The sequence below is a fragment of the Lewinella sp. 4G2 genome (assembly GCF_001625015.1).
Lineage (GTDB): Bacteria > Bacteroidota > Bacteroidia > Chitinophagales > Saprospiraceae > Neolewinella.
Window position 1 is genome coordinate 917700 of the sequence record NZ_LVWJ02000014.1, and the last position, 20743, is coordinate 938442.

Annotated in this window: 20 protein-coding genes; 8 read left to right on the forward strand and 12 right to left on the reverse strand. The window is 55.8% G+C overall.

Translation table 11 applies throughout. The features are described from left to right. Window positions 1-32: 32 nt before the first annotated feature. From A3850_RS05140 to A3850_RS05165, 6 genes are all read right to left on the reverse strand, one after another. Window positions 33-644, reverse strand: coding sequence for a flavin reductase family protein (locus A3850_RS05140; RefSeq protein ID WP_068219448.1), 612 nt, complete (start codon window positions 642-644; stop codon window positions 33-35). A gap of 92 nt (window positions 645-736) precedes the next feature. Then, the gene (locus tag A3850_RS05145) at window positions 737-1672 is read right to left on the reverse strand and encodes a DUF302 domain-containing protein (RefSeq protein WP_068214814.1); all 936 of its coding nucleotides are present in this window, start codon (window positions 1670-1672) and stop codon (window positions 737-739) included. A 186-nt stretch (window positions 1673-1858) separates the two neighbouring features. After that, complete coding sequence (locus tag A3850_RS05150; protein ID WP_068214815.1) at window positions 1859-3595, reverse strand: BatD family protein; 1737 nt, start codon at window positions 3593-3595, stop codon at window positions 1859-1861. A 143-nt stretch (window positions 3596-3738) separates the two neighbouring features. Beyond that, window positions 3739-4521, reverse strand: coding sequence for a tetratricopeptide repeat protein (locus A3850_RS05155; protein WP_068214816.1), 783 nt, complete (start codon window positions 4519-4521; stop codon window positions 3739-3741). A 98-nt stretch (window positions 4522-4619) separates the two neighbouring features. Continuing rightward, entirely contained in the window at window positions 4620-6098 is a 1479-nt protein-coding gene (locus A3850_RS05160) for an esterase family protein (RefSeq protein WP_068214817.1), read from the reverse strand. Then, entirely contained in the window at window positions 6095-7120 is a 1026-nt protein-coding gene (locus tag A3850_RS05165; protein WP_068214818.1) for a VWA domain-containing protein, read from the reverse strand. The genes A3850_RS05160 and A3850_RS05165 overlap by 4 nt, the downstream gene beginning before the upstream one ends. Before the next feature lie 202 nt (window positions 7121-7322). On the opposite strand from A3850_RS05165, the gene A3850_RS05170 reads away from it, so the two are divergent. The 7 genes from A3850_RS05170 to nadC all read left to right on the forward strand — a co-directional run bounded on the left by A3850_RS05170 (window position 7323) and on the right by nadC (window position 11934). Continuing rightward, complete coding sequence (locus tag A3850_RS05170) at window positions 7323-8150, forward strand: purine-nucleoside phosphorylase (RefSeq protein WP_068214819.1); 828 nt, start codon at window positions 7323-7325, stop codon at window positions 8148-8150. An 81-nt stretch (window positions 8151-8231) separates the two neighbouring features. Continuing rightward, window positions 8232-8399 carry a hypothetical protein gene (locus tag A3850_RS05175; RefSeq protein ID WP_157500901.1) on the forward strand — a complete coding sequence of 56 codons (168 nt, stop codon included), beginning with the start codon at window positions 8232-8234 and terminating at the stop codon, window positions 8397-8399. Window positions 8400-8578: 179 nt separating this feature from the next. Further along, a complete protein-coding gene (gene nth / locus A3850_RS05180; RefSeq protein ID WP_197493988.1) occupies window positions 8579-9271 on the forward strand; it encodes an endonuclease III in 693 nt (230 codons plus the stop codon). Window positions 9272-9331: 60 nt separating this feature from the next. Continuing rightward, window positions 9332-10024 (forward strand): SCO family protein, encoded by a 693-nt coding sequence (locus tag A3850_RS05185; RefSeq protein WP_068214821.1) that lies wholly within the window; start codon window positions 9332-9334, stop codon window positions 10022-10024. Window positions 10025-10152: 128 nt separating this feature from the next. Beyond that, a complete protein-coding gene (locus A3850_RS05190; protein WP_068214822.1) occupies window positions 10153-10377 on the forward strand; it encodes a UPF0175 family protein in 225 nt (74 codons plus the stop codon). After that, the gene (locus tag A3850_RS05195; protein WP_068214823.1) at window positions 10370-10831 is read left to right on the forward strand and encodes a DUF3368 domain-containing protein; all 462 of its coding nucleotides are present in this window, start codon (window positions 10370-10372) and stop codon (window positions 10829-10831) included. The genes A3850_RS05190 and A3850_RS05195 overlap by 8 nt, the downstream gene beginning before the upstream one ends. A gap of 248 nt (window positions 10832-11079) precedes the next feature. Next, window positions 11080-11934 (forward strand): carboxylating nicotinate-nucleotide diphosphorylase, encoded by an 855-nt coding sequence (nadC, locus tag A3850_RS05200; protein WP_068214824.1) that lies wholly within the window; start codon window positions 11080-11082, stop codon window positions 11932-11934. A 641-nt stretch (window positions 11935-12575) separates the two neighbouring features. Here the strand turns inward: nadC and A3850_RS05205 are convergent. From A3850_RS05205 to rbfA, 6 genes are all read right to left on the reverse strand, one after another. Beyond that, the gene (locus A3850_RS05205) at window positions 12576-13061 is read right to left on the reverse strand and encodes a single-stranded DNA-binding protein (protein WP_197493989.1); all 486 of its coding nucleotides are present in this window, start codon (window positions 13059-13061) and stop codon (window positions 12576-12578) included. A gap of 186 nt (window positions 13062-13247) precedes the next feature. Next, entirely contained in the window at window positions 13248-13751 is a 504-nt protein-coding gene (locus A3850_RS05210; RefSeq protein ID WP_068214826.1) for a single-stranded DNA-binding protein, read from the reverse strand. Between the two features lie 349 nt (window positions 13752-14100). Next, window positions 14101-15087, reverse strand: coding sequence for an IS3 family transposase (locus tag A3850_RS05215; RefSeq protein WP_068214827.1), 987 nt, complete (start codon window positions 15085-15087; stop codon window positions 14101-14103). Further along, window positions 15084-15485 (reverse strand): transposase, encoded by a 402-nt coding sequence (locus A3850_RS05220; RefSeq protein ID WP_068214175.1) that lies wholly within the window; start codon window positions 15483-15485, stop codon window positions 15084-15086. Before A3850_RS05220 ends, A3850_RS05215 begins: the two co-directional genes overlap by 4 nt. Before the next feature lie 862 nt (window positions 15486-16347). Further along, window positions 16348-17127: a rhomboid family intramembrane serine protease gene (locus A3850_RS05230; protein WP_082921632.1), complete on the reverse strand. Its 780-nt coding sequence runs from the start codon at window positions 17125-17127 to the stop codon at window positions 16348-16350. Between the two features lie 120 nt (window positions 17128-17247). Further along, entirely contained in the window at window positions 17248-17619 is a 372-nt protein-coding gene (rbfA, locus tag A3850_RS05235) for a 30S ribosome-binding factor RbfA (RefSeq protein WP_068214830.1), read from the reverse strand. 300 nt (window positions 17620-17919) lie between these two features. On the opposite strand from rbfA, the gene A3850_RS05240 reads away from it, so the two are divergent. Then, complete coding sequence (locus tag A3850_RS05240) at window positions 17920-20517, forward strand: DUF5686 and carboxypeptidase regulatory-like domain-containing protein (RefSeq protein WP_068214831.1); 2598 nt, start codon at window positions 17920-17922, stop codon at window positions 20515-20517. Window positions 20518-20743: the final 226 nt, after the last annotated feature.

The following is a 20743-nucleotide window of genomic DNA, read 5'->3' on the forward strand; positions in this document are numbered from 1 at the left end:
AACCGCCGGCAACCTCCGGAGGCAACTCTTGCCTAAGGCCGCGCGTACCCAAACCGCCGTCCCATCCCCACCTCATGGTAGGTATCCAACCCCGCAACCGTCATTGTTTCCAATAGGCTATGATCTACGTGGCCCGTTTCCGCGACGGCATCGTCGGGTAGGAAGATCTCCTGCACGCGGCCCACGATGAAGTAGGTTTCGATGCCAGTGATCTTGTGCTCCTCCTCAAAGGTGAGGCCAATCTTTACGTTTGCCTCTTCCACGTAGGGGGCTTTGCAGCGTTCCGAATACAGAGGGGTGAGGCCGGTAGCGGCAAATTCCGATTCGCCCAGTGGGTAGTTCGCACTCGTCTGGTGGGCTTGTTCCAGGATGGCCGGGTGAATGGTATTGATCGTGAATTCCCCACTCGCCTTGATGTGGTGGTAGGTATGCCGCGGCACCGTCAGCGGACGCATGATGAAGCCCAGTAGTGGTGGTGAGCTGGCGCTGATGTGGACGAAGGAGCTAAAGACCCCCAGGTTCTCCTGCCCCCGGTACCCTTTTGTTCCTACCAAATGGACACCTCGTGGGCCAGGTAACGAATTCATAAAATGGCGGCGGTACATCGATTCCTGAGCGAGGATGTCTTCAAGGCTGAGGTGCATGGGGAGTGGTTTGGGGTGGAACGCCTTTGGTTGGGAAAGGTTATAGTTCGTTGGTGCTTTGGATTCAAAGCACCAACAAACCAAAGCACCAATCAAGGCTGCGTAATCATCCCCGCAATATTGGCCAGCGCCCCGCGGATCATCGTCACCTGTTCCTCCACCCCGGTAACGCCGTGGCGGGCGACCAGGTAATCAATGTCATTGTAAACGACCTTGACGTCACCGTTCTCCTCCTCGAAGACGAGCATCTTTTGGGGGAGGTCGAGGCCAATCGTTCTTTCATTCTCGATTAGCGGGGTACCCAGATTCGGGTTACCGAAGACAACCAGGTAGGTTGGGCGCAAGGTCATGAAGAACATGGCTGCATTTTGCTGGTGGTCGACTTCGGTAATCAGGGAAAGGTTGGGGTTGCTGTCAATCACCTGTTTCAGCTTGGCAACGGTCTCCGCTACGGTGTTCTGGCTGGTTAACTCGATCAGTCCTTCGTTGACGGTGACGGCGCTACGCTCCGCAATGGTTTCGGTGGTCGCACCCATTGTGGTGGCGAAATTGGTCAGGGCCGTGGAGATCATCGGCAGCGTCGATACATTGCCTACGCCGTGGCGATTGGCCAGGTAGCTCGTATTGTTGTAGGCGACGATGATGTCATCATCTTCCGCCTGGTATACCAACATTTTCTGGGGCAGATCGATCCCGGCGCGTTGATTAGCCAACATCAAAGGTGTACCTAATTGCGGATTACCGAAGTAGACAACCGTAGTCGGATCGATGGTAGTACCAATCCCGGCGGCATTGGCCTGGTGGTCAATCTCCGCGGCCACGCTGATGTTCAGGTTTGCGTTCAGTGCTTCGAGAAGGGGTGAGTAGACGCTGGCAAAAGTCTGGCCACGGTACTCAGCGTAGTTCAACCCGGTAACGTTGCCGGGCACGTCATCAGTAATGGGCTCCGGATCGTCATCATCCTCACAAGCGGAAAAGGACACGGCCAGGAGCAGCAAAAGAAAGAAAGGCGAAAGCGACTTGATCATGAGTCGGTTGGTTTAGCGGGGTTCAGCCTCCTAACGGAAACGTCCCCAACCGATGTTCGGTATAGCATTCTCTAAACCAATTGGTAGACAGTCACCAATTAACATCCTGCCCAGATTATAAACTTGGACGTAAGGCCGCTCCAAAAGACGCAGCGACTACCGTACCAAGTACTACCCGACTTACTACTACCCAACTACCCCTTCCGTATCAATAATCAGCGCCTTCGCCGCGGCGTACATCTCCCCAAGATCCTCCGCCCCGGTCTGTCCGGCGTAGAGGGCCATTTCGCAGCGTTGCAGGAGGGCATCGTAGCGGGCCGTCAGGCTTTCGTCCGCCCCGGCACTCCGCAGTTGTTCGCCAATATTTTTGCGGCTCAGGTCGGCCATGGGGAGCTGGAACTTATCCCGTAGGTAACCGAGCAGGGCCCCCTCAACGGCGTCGTAAAAGGGCTTAGGCTCCACGGCTTTAAGGTGTGTCTCGGCGGACTGCAAGCGCCTAGTCGCAGCCTTAGCTGCGGCGGCCCGGGCTACCTCGGCGGGGTCCCGGTTAGCGAGGGTATCCTGGTAGCGGGACCACACCACGACGCCAGCAGCTCCCAGTACCGGAAGTAAAAACAGGAGCCAATAGGGAAGCCCCTTACTTGGGTCATTCCCGTAGGTCCGGCCGGCCGGCAGTTCAGCTACGCGCAAGAGAGAAATGGAAGGCTCCACGCTCGTCGTATCGAAATCGTAATTGGTCTCCCCCGTCCCACCGGTCACGGCTACCCGGAAGGTTTCCGGCGCCAGGGTGACGTAGCGCGATGAGTCCACGTTGAAGTAGGTCAGGGCTGGGTTCAGGACAAAGTCCCCTCCCCGCTTCGGTACGATTTTATACTCAATGATCTTGCGCCCGATGATGCCCGAAGGGCTATCCAGCAACTCTTCCTGCAACACCTTAGGGGCGTAGATTTCCCAGTTTTTACGGTCCACCGGGTCGAAAGCATTGACGCGCTTGATGTCGCCTTCTCCCACGACGGTCACGCGCATCGTAAGGGCATCGTCGGTCGTCATCTGGTCCTTGTCGGTCGTCACGTCCAGGCGGTAGGTACCGACACCGCCACTGAATCCGGGCGGTTGGGGTTGGGGGAGCTCTTCAACGTCCACGTACAGGGTGTCCGTACTCAGGGCGATCTGTTCCATGAAGCGGCGGGAGGACGACCCCACGTTGCGGTACCGGACCACGCCGATGATCATATCGTAGGGCGTGATGGCCAACCGGCCGATCTTGGTGGGGAAGAGGGCGATGCTACCCAGCGTCCGCACTTCGTATTCCCGGCCGTTCTCAATCGTATTGCGGGGCCGGCCGTCGTACTGCCGCCGGGGCTGATCAAAAAAGCCGTCGAAGGTCGGCTCTTTCATGATGTTGCGGCTCACCACGTTATTGGTCGTGTACAGATTGAGGTTCAGAATGATCTGTTGCCCCACGTGGGCCGTCGTCGTAGACAGTTCCGCGCGTAGCACATTGGCTTCCGCAATCCCGTCCGCCCCCGCGCTGGCGGGTAGCACTTCGATGCGTTGGGAATTGGACCGCCACGTCCTACCCCGCGCTCGGATGGTAGCCGGGCCGATCGTTAGTTCCCCTTCTTTCTTAGGTTGCAGTAGCCAACTATAAGTCTGGTTACTGGAGGCCACCCCGTTAATGATCGTCGTCCGCATCGCGCGGCTCGGTCCGTTCAGCACTTTAAAATCTTTGAAACTGGGTGGGGCCAGGTCGGTTCCCTGCGCATTTGTGAGCGTCACCGCAAACTCTACCGTGGAGTTCAGCAACATCTGCCGCTTGTTGAACTTGGCCGTGAAGGAAACGTCCACCTGGTTCCCCTGTCCGGGGAGAAGGGCGCTCAGTAGCATCAGGGTAGCTAAGAGTAAAAGCGGGGTTTTACGCATGGGAGCGAAGATAGGGAGTTGCGAGTGTCGAGTTACAATTGGCGAGTTGCAATTGGCGAGTGTCGAGTTGCAAGTATCAAGTTGCAAGTCTCGCTACTCGCAACTTACTACTCGCAACTTGATACTCGCTACTCAATACTAACTCACCATTCCTTATCACTCCGACACCCCTGCGCATCCCCCTTCCGTAGCCGCTTCATGGTTTCCTTCTCGGCCTGAGCGGCGATCTCGAGTTGGCGTTCGGCTTCGGCGCGGCTCATGCGGGCATCCTGCGGCGTGGCGTCGGGTTGGCCTTCGGTGCTGGATTGGCCTTCCTGGCTGTCGGCGCTGTCCTGTTGCTGGCCCTGTTGTTGTTGCTGTTGGTCCTGGTTTTGCTCGCCCTGTTGTTGCTGGCCGTTTTCCCCGTTCTGAGGGTTGCCGTCTCCACCCTGTTGGTCCTGTTGTTCTTCGCTGTCGCCGGATTGCGAGTCCTGATTTTGCTGTTGCTGCTGTTCTTCCTGGGCCTGGATCTGGCGGATGGCCTTGCTCAGATTATACTTGGTTTCCTTGTCGTCCGGGTTGATGCGCAGGGAGCGTTTGTAGCTTTCCACCGCCTCCTCGTATTGTTGTTGCTGGTACTGCGCGTCGGCGAGGTTGCGGTAGGCGCGGGAGCTCACTTCGTCGTCGGTAGCCAGGCTGGCGGCCTCTTCGTAGCGCTTGGCGGCCTCCTCGAATTCCCCCTGCTCGTAGAGGGCATTGCCGAGGTTGTAGTTGCCTTTGGCGCTGTTCTCGTCGGCCAATGCTTCGTCGTATTCCTTGCGGGCTTCGGCGTAATTTTTGTCCTTGTAGGCTTGGTCTCCCCGCCGGAGGGCACGGTGGCTGGCCTGGGCGTCCACGGCGGTGTAGCTGAGGAGGAAGAGAACCAGTAGGGTCAGTATTTTCTTCATCGGTTAGTTGTTTTGGGCGCTGACGCGGGTGCAGGGTTATTGGGACGAGTTGCGAGTTGCAAGTATCGAGTTGCGAGTATCGAGTTGCGAGGGATGTTTTAGTACCTGGTCATTATTTGCTCCAGTACCCTCCTCCCGGAATACCCCGAGCAGTGCCCTTCCATCGGTACGAATTCGATAACGGCATCCGACTTGGGGCGGGAGGTGGTTTTCAGAAAAGCGTCGTATTCCCGTAACGCATTGTTGAGGTAGTAATTATCCATATCACCCATCCACACGTAGACTTTACCCTGGAGTTTTGGGCCGAGGGTAGTCCAATTCTTTTTGGTGTACTGGAGGAGGTCGTACTGGCGCCAGTGTTTGACGGCAGTGGGGTCGATCTTTCCCGTGACGGGGTCGAAAGCGGGTTTGGGGTAGCCGTCTTCACCTTTGGCGCTGTACAGAGCGTTCCAGGCGCCCCACTGCCCACGGCTGGTGTTGTAGGTGCCGGTTGGGGCCGTCACGTTTTCGTCGGTCACCTCCTGGCGGATGGACAGGGTCGGGTCGCCGTAGATATCCCGGCTGGAGGGGCGTTCGTAGCCACTCGCGTTGAAAAAGGCGTTGGGGTCCTCGTACAGGTTGATGAGTTGCATCCGGCTGAAGGTGACCGGGTCCGGGCTGTAGGAGTAGCACCCGCCGAAGACGTCCGGATAAAAGGTTTGCAGCGCCAGGCTTACCCATCCACCGGTGGAGCAACCGTCTACGAAGCGGTGGTCCGAACCCGGGAGGGCACGGTACTTTGCTTCCAGCTGAGGGATGAGTTCTTTAATCAGGGCATCCCCGAAGGGGCCGCTGTTGGCGGAATTCAATTGGTAGTTGTCACCGTAGGGCCCGTCGCTATCTAAATAGACGGAAATGATCTGCGGCCCCGCGCCGGAGGTATACCATTCCATGAAGGACTCGTTACCCAAAATCCTTTGCACCCGCGTGTAGCGCCCACCGTATCCAGCTACGTTGTAGCGGATTGGATAACGCTTGCCGGGGTTATCCGCGTAACCAGCGGGCAGCAATATGGCCGCTTTAACCGTGACGTCGCGACCGTGAAAGTCGGAGAGGGCGGCGCTACGGAAGGAGAACTCTTTGAGCAGGTCCGTCTCTTGAAAAACCGGTGCTCGGGTGGCCTTGGTGAGGGACAAATTCGCCTGTTTGAAGGGCGCAAAAGTGACGGTCTTTTCCGCACTCTTGAGGACGTACGGGAAGCCATCCGCCGCCCCGAATTCCTTCTGGTCGAACTCCGCCCAAACGGTGTAGGCGCCGGCGGGAAGATCGGCCAGCGCAACGTCGTTGTTGCCGACCCAGTCCGCCGTGGGTTTGACGGTGACCGGCCCCCGATCGAGGCCCTTTAGCTGGGTACCGTAGGCGAGCGTGCGGCCACCTTCCGCACGCAATTTGAGGATTAGCCGGCCTTCCGGACGGACCTCCGCTTGCAAACCAGCGCCTACGCTGATGGTAAATGAAGGCGTGGCGGATTGGATCTGAGCCCTGGATTGACACCCAAAAAGTAGGAGGATGGAGAGGAACAAAGGGTGCCGGATCATATCTCAAACTTTTCGGCCACGCGGCGGTCCTTGCGGCCCAGGGAGAACTCGATGAGGAGCAGGAGCACGGCCGGGGCGAGGAAGTAGTAGAAGTAGCTGTCGTAACTGGAGAAGGACTGGCTTTCGAACTCCTGTTTTTCGATACGGTCCACCCGGGCGCGGATGGCGGCGGCGAGGGCGCCACTATCGCCGCTGAGGGGGAAGTACTGTCCACCGCCGGCCGACGCAATGTCTTCCATCGTGGCGGGGTTGGCGACGGTGGTCGCGGCGGCCCCACCGGCTGCGCGGACGACGTCCTGCCGGCCATCGGGCAGGTCGATGCGCATGAGGCTACTCTTGTCCGTACCCACCCCGATGGTGTAGATGAGGAGGCCTTCCTCGTGGGCTTTCCGGGCGGCGGTGGCGGCGGATCCGTCGTGGTCCTCCCCGTCGGAGATGAGGATGAGGGCGCGGTGGTTGGCACTTTCTTCGTCGAAGGCCCGCTCGGCCTGTTCGATGGCATCCCCCAGGTTGGTACCCTGGGCGCTGATCTGATAGGGCCCCGCCGCGGCGATGACGGACTTAACGAAGGCGTAATCCGTCGTCAGCGGCGCCTGCATGAGGGAGGTGCAGGTGAAGAGTTCGACGCCGATGTTGTTGCCCGTCAGTTCATCCACCAGGGCGTTGGCGAAGTAGCGGGAGCGTTCCATCCGGCTGGGTTGGACATCCTCGGCGAGCATGGAATTGGAAATGTCCATCCCGATCACGACATCGATACCCCGCCGCTTGATCTCTTCCCGCTCGGCGGACCACTGCGGGTTGGCCATCGCGAACGACAGCAGGGGGATGGAGAGCAGCAGGAGGGCAAACTTCGTCCACGGCAAGCGCCGGTTAACGCCCGGGGCGAGGTGGTCGATCAGGGCGCGGTCCGCAAAGCGCTCGAGGGCGGCCCGGCGGCGGTTCCAGTACCACAGGAAGAGGACCAGCAGGACGGGGATCAGCGCCAGGAGCCAGAGGTATTCGGGATTTTGGAGACGGAACATGGGGTTGGGTTGGGTGGGTAAGGTACGGAAGGAGGGCTTTTGATTGGCGATTCTCGATTCTCGATTAGCGATTCTTGATTTGGCTGCCGCACGTTGAAGCGGCGGCAGCCCAAAGCACCAAAATACCAAAGCACTAAAATCCATTCCTAAACAACCCGCCATACCACAGGTTATCTCTCCGGACTCAAAAAAAGCCTTACCCATGACCACCTACGATCAGATTCAGGAATGCCTCGCTTTTATTCAGCAACGTTGCGATTTGAAGCCGCGGCTGGGCATCATTTTGGGGACGGGGCTGGGGTCGCTCGGGGAAGAGATTGAGGTGGAGCGGGAGTTTGTTTACGGTTTGCTGCCATACTTCTGTGCGTCGACGGTTGTCTCCCACCGGGGGAAGTTGATTCTGGGTACGTTGCACGGGGTGCCCGTCGTGGCGATGTCGGGTCGGCTCCACTATTACGAGGGCTTTAGTATGCAGCAATTGACCTTTCCCGTGCGGGTGATGGCGGCGCTGGGGATTGAGAAATTGGTCATCAGCAACGCGAGTGGGAGCGTCAATCCGGACATTGAGGCGGGGGACGTCATCTTTTTGCGGGACCACATCAATATGCAGCCCGAGAACCCGCTGCGGGGGGAGAACGACAGCCGGCTCGGTCCGCGCTTTCCGGATATGCTGCACGCTTACGACCGGGACTTGAACCAGTGGGCCATTGAGCGGGTCGCGGACCACGGGCTGAAGGGCCACGAAGGCGTCTACCTCGCCCTCCCCGGCCCCAACCTGGAGACGCCAGCGGAATACCGGATGGCTAACATCATCGGGGCGGATTGTATCGGGATGAGTACCGTACCGGAAGTATTGGTGGCCCGCCACTGTGGCCTGCCCGTCTTCGTGATCAGCGTCGTTTCGAATAAGTGTTTCCCCATTGCGGAGATCCAACCGACTACGGTGCAGGATGTGATCGATACCGTCCAGGCGGTGGAGCCGAAGTTGCGGGGCTTCGTCAAGGATCTGGTGACCAAGCTTACTGAATAGTTATCGACTTGAATCGCTTGGTTTCGTCCTACCTTTGTGCCGGATCGGCTGAAGCCGACCGTTACTTCCAATTGCCACGCCGTGCCGAAACAATCCACCCGCCACAAGTATAAATCCCGCCGGGAGAAGGACGCCGAGCGTTTTCGGATTGGCCGGATACTGGGTTACGGGTTGCTCATTTTCGCCATCCTGATGTTGATCCGCAACTGGGAGGATTACTATAATTACTTACGGACCTACTGGATGTAGACGCTCGCTCATTACCGCTTTTCTTCGCTCCTTTCCTACTTGCTTGGCACCTGCGGCAGCGCCCGATTAGCGCATCTTATTTGATTAATTGCTATCCATATTTCATTGCACCGAGCTGACTAACAATGAGCTAGCACGAACAATTGCCGCCCGTTTGCGCCTTCACTAGAAAGTGCATTGTGAAGACTGATACCCAAACAACTGAAACGACGAAGCTGGATTACCTGGTCGATACGCTGCAAGCGGAATACGGCCGGCAGACGCGGTACAGCACCAAAACGGCCGTGGACCAACTCATCGCAACCACGCTGAGCCAGCGGACGACCTACGCCGACGAACGCGCGGCCTACAACAAATTACTGGAGACGTACGGCGACTGGGAAGGCGTGGCCGCCGCCCCGGTGGAGGGTATCGAAGCCTGCATCCAGACCAGCCGTTGGCCGGAAGTGAAGGCGCCGCGGATCAAGGAGTTGCTGAACATCATCAAGAACGATTACGGGAAAATGGATATGGAGTTTCTCCGCGACATGCCCGTGGAGGAAGCCCAGGAATTGCTGATGAAACTGCCGGGCGTGGGCCACAAAACATCCACGTTCGTACTGCTCTTTTCCCTACGCCGTCCGGTGCTGCCGGTGGATACCCACGTTCACCGGGTAAGCACCCGGTTTGGGATTCTACCGCCAAAAATCAGCCAGGCAAAATCGCACGCGGCCCTACTGGAGATGCTACCAGCCGATGCGGATGAGTTGCTCAATTTCCACAAACTACTCTTCAAGCACGGGCAACGGGTGTGTACTTATTCTTACCCACGCTGCTCGGACTGTATCGTGGCTGAACGCTGTGATTACTACCAGAATAAGACTGGCGGGTGACAACCGGCGTTGGGCTAAGGGGTTTCCTTTGCGGCCCCAATAGCCAATAAGTTTACGCCCATGTTTTTACGGATACTTTGCCTCAGCCTTACTCTCGCAACCCTGGTTTCTTGCGGGAACGACAGTAACCACGCCAACGTTGAAGACGATGGCCAAGTCAACTTTTACCGCCGCCACGCGCAGGACGCCGATGGCAATTACCTCAAAGACAGCCTCACCTACCCCGGTAACCAGCCGCGGGATGAAAATGGCGTCCTCCAACCCGAGCCGGTGCCGGATTGGACTTTCACTGACCAGATGGGTCAGCCCTTCAGTAATCAGGATTTACGCGGTAAAGTCCACGTCGTGGATTTCTTCTTCACTTCCTGCCCGACGATCTGCCCGAAGGTGAAGGGCCAGATGCTGCGCCTCGAAGAAGAGTTTGGTGATCATCCAGACTTCGCCCTCGTCTCCTTCACCGTGGACCCTAAGCGGGACACCCCCGAACACATGAAGGCCTACGCCGAGAAGCTAGGCATCGAGGATATGGAGCGGTGGCGCTTCATCAATGGCGACAAGTTTGAGGTGTACGACCTTGATGAAAAGTACCTCAGCATTGCCGAAGAGAACATCAATGCGCCCGGTGGTTTCGACCACACGGGTTACATCGTGCTGGTGGACCGGGACGGCTTCGTCCGCTCGTACGCCAACGGCACCATGCCCGAGGAGGTGGATTATTTGATGGATGATATTCGCTTGTTGTTGGAGCGGTAGGGTTAGCAAAACCTTGAGTAAGTTGTCTAGGTGTTAGTTTTCATAGTGGCTACACAAGACTAATTGAGCAAATTTAGAATAGGCAACTACCTTATCTTACAGATCGTTAGTACTCAAAAGCAATAGTTATGGGCTTCCACGTTCAACTGCCATCGGATATAGCTGCAACTGAATTTGATCTGAAAATGATTTTTGCTAGTAAATTATTCGACGAAGGTCTGATTACTTCTGGCCAAGGAGCGAAAATGGTAGGAACTACCCGTAAGACATTTGTAGAGCTCTTAGGCAAATATGGAGTAGCTGCTTTCCAGGTGGATGAAGCTGACCTCTTAGAAGATATTGCTAATGCTTAAGCGCATTGTGATTGCGGATGCGAGCACCATTATCGGTCTGGCTTACATCGATAGTTTAGATATCCTTGAAGGATTATACGGCCAGATAGAAATTACATCGGTAGTAAGAGATGAAGTGGATATGCCGCTACCCTCATGGGTCAAAGTCAATGATGAGTACAACGCAACCGTATTTCAAACTTTGGTCCCGAATCTTGACGATGGGGAAGCAAGTGCAATCGCCCTAGCCTTAGCTCAAAAAGATTCGCTGCTGATTATAGACGAGAAAAAAGGTAGAAAGTTTGCTGTCAACCTGGGGCTTCAAATAACTGGCGTCATTGGTGTAATAATTAAAGCCAGAGAGGTTGGTATAATATCCTCTGGTAAGAGCAAACTTGATGGATTGATGGACAAAGGATTTAGGTTTTCACAAAAGATATATCAGCTAGCGTTGGAGAAAATGGATGAGGCGTGATTAACCTATCTCGTGATTTAGCGCCACAATCTGATCGAGTCAAAAATTTATGATGGTCGAATATTTTCTAGGAAGCTTCCCAAGCAGAATGTTGGACGCATCGCAAAATGGTGGGTAGTCATCTTCAAGCGTAATGGCCTACCCGTTCCAACTCTCCCCCCAACCCCCTACCTTTGCGGCGCCTTAAAAGCTTGTTCGGGTCTTTGACGTCCTGAGTAACAAGCGCTTTACCAAATAGCACGACCGCAATGACTGAAACGCTTCGCCAACGCATCCTCCAATTCATCACCGAAGCCTTGGCTGAAGACGTCGGCCCCGGCGACTTTACGAGTGAAGCGACCATCCCCTCCGATAAGCGGGACACGGCGCGGCTACTGGTTAAGGATGTTGGCGTACTGGCCGGCGTGGACGTAGCCAAGATGATCTTCATGGCCGTGGACCCGACGGCGGAGTTCGACCAGCGAATGAACGATGGCGACCTGATGCACGTCGGCGACGAAGCGTTCTTCGTCACCTGTAACTCCCGCGCCCTGTTGCGTGCTGAACGGCTCGTCCTCAACACGATGCAGCGGATGAGCGGGATCGCTACCCTTTCTAACCGTTACGCCTTCGAGGTGGAAGACCTGCCGGTTAAGGTGCTCGACACTCGGAAAACAACCCCCAACCTCCGCTTCCTGGAGAAGTGGGCCGTTCGCTTGGGTGGTTGCCACAATTACCGTGATGGCCTGTACGACCGGATCATGATCAAGGACAACCACATTGACGCGGCCGGCTCCCTTACCGGCGCCATCGAAGGGGTACAGACCTTCTTCCGGGAGAATAATATGCAGCTGCCGATTACGGTGGAAGTCCGAAACCTGGTGGAGCTTATGGAAGTCCTCAACGTAGGCCAGGTGGACCGCATCATGCTCGACAATTTTGAGCTACCCATCTTGAAGGAGGCCGTTCAACACATTGGCGATCGGTTTGAATCCGAGGCTAGCGGCGGCGTCAATTTGAAGACGATCCGCGACATTGCCCTGACCGGGGTGGAGTACATCTCCGTTGGCGCCCTCACCCATGGCGCTACGTCGCTGGACCTTAGTTTGAAGGTGGTGAAGTAACTCGTTGCGACGAGCTAGTGAAGACTTAACGAACGGGTGCAATTCAGGGTTAGATATTGGTGAGTGGTCCGGCGAGCGTATTCAATCCGTACGGACAGGACTGCCCTGATTGTGCATCCCCAACCATTCCCCTAGCCAAAGGAACCGGCCAGCTCTCCGAGTGCAGAGCCGGCCGGCCAGATAACTTTCCTGCTGTTTGTTGAAAGAGTGTGCCAGTTCAAAATCGAGTGAGCGTGCACTTAGGGAAGCCCCTACATCAGAAAGAAAGGGTAAGGAAAAACTGCGTGGGGATAGAGCCACACTAGGTTAAAAAAAGTCTTGGTGGGTATTGCTGAACCGTTGGTTCACGGGAATCTGTTTCGCAAAGGAGACTAAGGCGGAAGAGAGGTTTAAGAAGCATGACGTGCGGTCACGACTTCTCTTTCGTCTTAAACATCTAATACTTCTTTGCGAAACTTGATGTGGATGTAGCTGCAGTTGCTGTAGCACCTTACTGCGCAAGGGGTTTAGCTATGATGCTTCCTTGGTTTCGCAAAGGAGATTAAGGCGGAAGAGAAGTTTAAGAAGCGTGACGTGCGGTCACGACGTCTCTTTCGTCTTAAACAGCTAATTCTTCTTTGCGAAACTTGATGTCCTTACAGCTAGAAAGGCAAGCCATCTCCGTCTGCTTCTTGCAGTACGACGGGTTCCGCCGGCAATGTATTCTGCATGGCCGGGGCGGCGGGTTCGTTGAGCACGGGGGCGGCGTTGCGCTGGTTGAGGGGACTCTGCTGGTTCCGCTGGCCGCCATCCCTTCCGTTGGAGAGGAAGGTGAAGCCTTCGATGATGATCTCGGGAGTGGACCGGTCCTGATCATACTTATCCTTCCACTTTCTGTACTGCAGCCGGCCGACGACGGAGAGCTGGTCGCCCTTACTGACGTACTGTTCTAATAGATCAACCACCTTTGGCTGAAAGGTCTTGAGACGGTGCCAGCTGGTTTCGGTGACGCGGTCGCCGTTGCGGTTCTTGTAGACGTAGTTCGTCGCCAACGATAGTTCGAGGAGGCTGCCGCCGTTATCAAAGTTACGCCGCTGGGGTTCCTGGCCGATGCGGCCAACGAGATTGATTAAATTATTAGAGTTCACGAGGAATTGGTTTAAGAAGAGTTGAAAGAGAAGGTTACCGTTGCCGCCGTCGAGCCAGTTTCGCAAAACCAGCCCCCCACCGCTCAAAGCAGGGGGCTGGGCAAAACGGTTGCAAAATGGATTTTGGTGGCTGACGTGGTTGGTAGGCCGGGATATTTGATATCAGTAAGCTGGCTTCGAAATCACCTAGGCAGCCGGCTGCTTAGCGCTCCGACGGCTAGCCGTCCGCTTGCGGCTGGAAGCTGCGGTAGCCTGGGGACGGGTAGCCGCCATGCTTTCAATCTGCTCGATCTCCGCCTCGATGGCTTCAACGTTGGATTCCCCGAACTCACTGGCAACGGGTGACGGTTGCGACTTACGGCTGGCGCCCAGAAAGGTGAATTCACTGGCAATCACTTCGGGGGTGATGCGGGACTGCTCGAACTTGTCCGTCCACTTCCGGTAGCGCATCGCACCGACGATGCTGATCTGGCTGCCCTTCTCCAGGTGCTCCACGAAGAGTTCCGCCAGTTTGCCGTAGGCTTTGATGCGGTGCCATTCGGTGCGGGTCACCTTTTTGCCCTGCTTGTTGCGGTAGTACTCGTTCGTGGCGAGATTGAAGGTGCAGGATACATCGCCGGAAGGCAGTACGAAGGTGGTAGGAGTAGCGCCGAGGTTGCCGGTGAGGTGGATGTAGTTACGTACGTTCATAATGAGATAAGTTTGGTGGCCGCACCCGGTAAGGTTTAAGTGGATGCGATCCGTTAAGTGTGAATGATGTTCGCCGCCCAATCAGTAGGCATGGGTGACATCCCTTCCAATCGGTGACGATGCAAAGGTGAACGCACTTCCAAACGGTAGTCGTTATTTAATCGAATACTTGCGAATATAGGCGTTTACGTACGTTTGTTGAGGTTGAATTGATAGAATAAGTGATTGATTAAGAGGGTGTTAGGTCTTCGTGGGTAGTTTGAAGGTTTTTTGGAATTTAGACGTTAGATTTTAGATCTTAGTGTGCCTAACCAAATAGCGTTGACAGATTAATAATGAAGTCGCGCCATTACACACGACGGTTTTTAAATTTTTCCTCAGTTAGGTACTTGACACCGGCGGGGAGTATTTGCCCACGCCCCTCACGGGCATACTTGCCGGGCGTGGGTAAATACTTCACGACGGTTGGGCACAGGTCTTCATTCACTCCCTGGCCGTCCTTGATCAAGAGCGCATAGCGGTAGCCTGGCTGATCCGATCGCCAGCCGGCCACAAAGGCTTTGGGACTGCTTCGCAACGGCAACCTTCCGTGGATCCGTTTGGTATTATAGTGCTTCACGGCTCTGTTTACCAGGCGCTTTAGCTGGTCAAAGTCTTTGGGTTGCCAGTGGTCGAGGTACTCTTGTTTGATCACACCGTTGAGGCGTTCAGCGTAAGCATTGTCCAGCGCTACGTCGCACATACTACTTGAGATGCCTCTGCTACGCAGTCGTTCGACGAACTGACGACTACGATACTGCGAACCACCATCGCTGTGGAAGATGAGACCCTGTAGATCTGACTGACCACACTGGCGAAAAGCGCTTTCCAAGGCAGCGATGTTTGCCGTTGCCAGTAGGTGTTTACTCGTATGGACACCTACGATCTGACGGCTATAAACGTCAATGATGAAGGTGATGTAGTAAAAGCTATTGTTGATGCGATAGTACGTCGTATCGCTCTGCCATACTTGGTTAACCCCATTGATAATCAGTTCTTTAATTAAATTAGGATAGCGATAGGACCCTGATCGGGTTACCCGCACGTAGTTGCGTTTACGGACTAGGGCATAGCCACGCCGGGTCATCTCACGGCAGAATGCGTTGCGCGAGATATGCCGCGGCCGTAGCATACTCCAGGCTTTCTGTAGGCCCAGGCCGGGGTGTTCTCTGCGCAACAGTTTTAACTGAGACTCAGCTCCGTTCATGGCATCCTCGTACTTAGCTCGGCGCTTCCAAAAAGCAGCGTGAGCTTGTCGACTAACGCCCAAGGCTAAATAGATCGTTTGCTTCGTCATTGGCTCTTCTTTTTGCTCGAAGAGTCGGCTGAGCGCAGTGTGGAAGCAGCTTTTTTTTTGAACTCCGGCATCTCCTCTTCGTAAATGGCCAGCATTCTCGTTTTGTGGTCAAGTTGAATGGCCATCCGACCGAGGAGGGCTTGCTGTTCGGCGAGCTGACGTTGCAGTTCTGCAAGCTTAGCAGTTTGACTATTGGGGACTTCGACGATAACGGCATTCTTCTTGGCCATGCTACTGTATTTAGCGATCCAGTTGTAGATCGTTTGATAAGATACGCCGTAAAGCTGGACCATTTGCTTGACACTAAAGGTGCCCTCCTCAAAATCTTTGACGCGGGCTCGTTTGAAGCACTCGCCGTAGCGCTTGGTGGGACGGATCTTCCGATTTTTTGTTGACATTTCGATGCATTGGTGTCAACGTATTTGGTTTAGGACATAGACGGGATACCTGATGGCTTGGGAGGTATCCGTCCCTTAACCGTGGTAGTGATTTCAGCGCCAGAAAGCGTGAAGAAATTTGCACTGTTTGAGCACGCGACAGATTTACACTTAACCCACAGAGTGAATGTAAACGGCAGACCCAGATCTTGAAACAAAAGGTAGTTGGCGAGTTTGCAAATTTTAGCTTTCTGGCGCTGAAATCGCGTTAAGCCACGGTTATAGGACAAAGCTTTTGCTTCTTTTGGCTACAAAAGAAGTGGTAGAGAAGCAATGACGTTAAGCATCGACCTGAAGGTCGACGTACCCGAAGAAAACCCGGCCTGGAGGCCGGGAGCCGGATGGAGAATCGAGTTAAGCCACCTGCAAAGGACAAGACTTTTGCTTCTTTTAGCTGCGCTGCTACTGCGTGGTGGGCACAAAAGAAGTGGTAGAGAAGCAACGACGTTAAGCATCGACCTAAAGGTCGACGTACCGGGAGCCGGATAGAAATTCGCGTTAAGCCATAGTTACAGGAAAAAGCCTCTGCTTGTTTTAGCTGCGCTGCTACCGCGTGGTCCTCTGAAAAGAGGTGCCACGAAAGAAAGAGTAGAGGAGGTTGGAGAAAGGGAGCGGCCTCTGGCAGTTCCCCAACTACCTGCCCCGAAGGGCCAGCCTGCGTAGCGATGGCACGCCGTCAGGCGGCCCATTCTAAAAGAAAGATCTTGGAAGCTAGACAGGTCCAAACTCGAATGTACCTACCCCAGTCAACTTATTTGGAAGCAGTAGTCAATCGTCGACGTACCGGTTCGGGGGGAAATCCCGGCCAGAGGCCGGGAACCACTTACCGCCGAAGTTGATCCTCCTCCTTAATCTTCTCCAACCTCGCCCAAAACGCCGCTTGCTCCCGCTCCCGTTCCGCCTGCGCGGCAGCAATCTCCGCCAGCCGTTGTTCTTCGGCGCGTTCCTGCTTAGTCTTGGTGAAAGCATCGGCGGGGAGGAAGTGGTCCTTAATGCGCGGCTTGTGGCGGGCGGCGTCTTTTTCCCTTTTTTCGATCTCGTGGTCTTCCAGCTCCCCGCGGAAGAGGTAGCCGGAGAAGGCACCCATCAGCAGGCCCAGGAGGTGGCTCTCCCAGCTCACGCCCTCCTGGCCGGGCAGGATTCCCACGATCATTCCGCCGTAGTAGAAGAGGACGACGAGGGAAACCACGATCGCCCGGAAGTCCCTGCGAAAGATGCCGCTGAAGGCCAAAAAGGCCGCCAGGGCGTACACGACGCCACTCGCTCCGATGTGGGTCACGTCCCGGCCCAGTGTCCAAACGAGGGCACCCGTCCCCAGCCAGAGGGTCAGGAGGACACGGGGCCACAACCGCTTATAGAAAAACACCAGCATCGCGCTCAGCGTCAGGAAGGGGAAGGAGTTACTCAGGATGTGGCCGATCCCGCCGTGCAGAAAGGGGCTCAGCAGGATTCCCGGCAAACCGGCAATCTCCCGCGTATGCAGCCCGTACTGGTAATTCAAGTGGCCACCCAGGAGCAGGTTGATGCCAAATACCGCCCAGATCGCCGCCAGCAATAGCACCGGCCACTTCAAAATATCCACCAGACTTCTATTCCCACTCATTGCAGATTTGTTTTCAGGTCACGGATACTCCAACGTCCAAAATCTAAAATCTAACGTCTAAGATCCTGGACGTTAGATTTTAGAAGCTAGATCTTAGACGCAAGACTTTAGAAGCCAGACCTACTCCTCCTCCAAACCCCCATTCTCATACAAGCCGTCAATCAAATCATCCACCCGGTTCATCTCGTCCAGCGTCTCATCGATGTAAAAGGCGATCGCGGGGATGCGGCGCACGTGCTTGCGAATTCGGTGGGCCAGGCCCTGTTTCAGCCGGTGGTGTTCCTCGTTCATTTGCTGGATCACTTCTTCCTTGCGTTCCGTATTCCAGATGCTCACGTAGATCTTACACTGGCTCAGGTCCGGCGTCGGGTGCACTTCCGTGACGGTCACGAGGGGTTCGGTGCCGTACACGTAGCTGCCCTCGCTCTGAAGGACGGACGAAAAATTGCGTTTGATCAGTTCGGCTACCTGCCGTTGTCTTTTTGATTCCATGTCAGTCTATAACGGCCCAATCCGGCCTCGGGTTGTTTTTTCCGCCACGATGCGAACGCGACGATTAAAGGGGCGCTGCCGCAGGTGCGATGAAATAGGTTATTTATGGGATGCACCACAACACTGGTAGAATTAACGCTTTAGATGGTGGATTGCCCACTACTTTAGCCTGCGTCCCGTATTATGGGATAACAACTCAACTGGTAAGGTCCGTCAACCTGATGTTAGGTTGGCCACCCGTAGCCAAAGATTACTACCCACATAATTACACCAATCAACAGCCCTAAATAGTTCCCTTCCGTGAAACGTTTCCTACCCTTTTTCTTCCTTTTACTCGGCACCTGCGGCAGCGCCCAACTGATGGCGCAGGCCGTCCTGACCGGCACGATCACCGACCAGGCCACCGGCGAGCCACTCCCCTTTGCCTCCATCTACGTGCAGGAAACGAAGACCGGATCGGCGAGTAACGCCAACGGACAGTACAACGTGAAACTCGCGCCGGGCACCAACAACGTCGTCTTCCAGTACCTCGGTTACCAGACCCTCGTGAAACAGGTGAGCGGCAACAAACGCCTCGACGTAAAGCTGAACTCCCAGGCCCTCGAACTCGGGACGGTCGAGATCATCAGCGGCGGGGAAGACATCAGCTACAGCGTCATCCGCCGCGCCATCGCGAAGGCGGACTACCACCTCAACCAGGTGGAATCCTACGAAGCCGACGTCTACATCAAGGGGACGGGGAAGCTGAACAGCGTCGGCGGCGCCATCAGGCTTCTGGCCGGGAAGGAAGGCCGTGAGGAGATCGACGAATCCATCGGCCAATCGTTCACGTCGGAATCGACCAGCCGCGTTTATTACACCCGGCCGAATAATTACCGCCAGGAAGTGATCCAGTCCTACAGCGTTGGGGACGAGCAGATCGACGCTTCCCAGTACGTCTTTTCCACCTTCTACCAACCATTGATTGCGAACTCGATTGTGAGCCCCCTCCACCCGCGGGCCTTTGGGTACTACAAGTACGAGCAGATCGGCACCTTCATCGACCAGGACCAACTCATCAACAAGATCCGCGTCACGCCCCGCAGCCGGGGGGAGGATGTTTTTGAAGGCTTCATCTACATTGTGCAGGACGATTGGAGCATCCACAGCCTGGACCTGACGACACCGAAACTGGGCTTCGACATCAACATCAAGCAGAATTACGCCGCCGTGCAGGAACACGTTTGGATGCCCATCACCTCCACCATCGACGTCGTGGGCGGCATCCTCGGCATCAAATTTGAGTACCACTACCTGAGCACGATTGGCGACTACAGCCTCTCCCTCAACCCCGCCCTGAAGGGTTACGTGGAGGTCATCGACGAAAAGACCCAACCTGAGATCGCCCGCCAAGCCAAGGGCAAACGGACCGTAAACGAACTCGAGGAGGCGCTCGGCAACGGCGAATCCGTTACCCGCAAGGACCTCCGCCGCCTGATGAAGACCTACAAAAAAGAGGACCGCAAGGAGCGCGAGGAGCCCGAGGTGGTGAGCAATTACTCCTTCGTGGATTCCTCCGCCGTCGTGGTCCGCGATTCCGCCGCCTGGAAGAGCATCCGTCCCGTTCCCCTTACCATCGAGGAAGTGGAGGGTTACGCCATCGCCGACAGCATATATAAGGTAGAACTGCGTGCAGACTCCGCCACGACCGATGATGACCTTCGGGCCCGCGGCGACACCACCCGCACGGGGAAGACCCGCCGCTTCAAGATGACGCGCATCCTGCCTCAACCCATTTTCAACCCCGTCCAGGGTTACATCATCGGCGCTGATGCGGAGTGGACCCACAACAAAAAAGGCTACGGCTTCGGCGTGCTACCGAGCTACAGCTTCGGGACGGAGGAGGGCTACCTCGAGCTCAGCGCCTTCTTCGGTAAGAGTGGCATCCGCGAAACGGATACGGAATCCGCGCCGCCCCGTTACCGGATCAGCGGTGGCCAGGGCTTTCGGGAATTCAACGAAGAGACGGGGATCGACCCCTGGCTAAGTACTTACCTCAACCTTCTGTCGGGCAGGAACTTCACCCGCCTGTACAAGCGCCAGTACCTCCAGTTTGACTACGCCAAGGCTTACGGGGATGAGTTCAGCGTAGACGCCCGCCTCGCCTACGAAGACCGGAGTTTCCTGCTCAACCAGGCCAATAACAACTGGTCCGGGCTGGACGACGAGGAGGTCTACACCCAGAATACGCCCATCAATAATGCGGCGGGGAGGGTAAGTGGCGTCAGCGATGCGGCCACCTTCCGCGTGGGGGCGACGTGGATGCCCGGCCTCAAGTACCGCGTCTACAATGGCCGCAAGGAGTTAATCGAGGGCAGCGCGCCGGAGATTGGTTTCCAGGTGCGCCAGGGCATTCCCGACCTGATCAATTCCACGGCGGACTTCACGGAGATCCAGGCTTCCTACCTCAACCGCTTCGACATTGGCCGGAAGGGGAAGGTGCAATTCCTCGCCCGGGGTGGTTACTTCCTCAACAATGGCAACGTCGACTTCCCGGATTTCCGCCATTTTGCCGGTTCCGAAGTCACGCTCGTGGCGGCCGATCCCCTCAGCAGCTACCGCCTCTTACCCTACTACGCTGAGAGCACCAACGAGGAGTACCTGGAGGTCTATGCCCACTATCAATTCCGCAAATTCTTGCTGACGCAGATCACCGAACTCAACCTCTTCGGTTTGCGGGAGGACCTGTTCGTCAATTACCTCTACACCCCCACTTCGGATAATTACACCGAGGTTGGCTATTCATTAGATAAGATCTTCCGGGTGCTCCGCCTGGAGTTCGTCGCCAGCTTCCGCGATGGCCAGTACGATGATTTTGGGGTTCGGTTTGGGGTGGCTACTTCGTTGGCGGAGTTGTAGTTTGGTATTCAGCCGCGGAGTTTGCTGTTCATCCGGACGCTTGGAGGATCTCCTACGTCGAACGCTCCAAGGTCCTGTGGATTTTGGTAGTTGATTGAATGGTTATATTTCTTTAAGGACCTTGGAGCGTGGTCAACTCGCGCGCAGCAAGAGTTGAGTTCCTCCAAGCGTCCGGCCAGCTGTGGAGTTTGCTGCTCACCCGGACGCTTCAAAACCTAACGTCTGC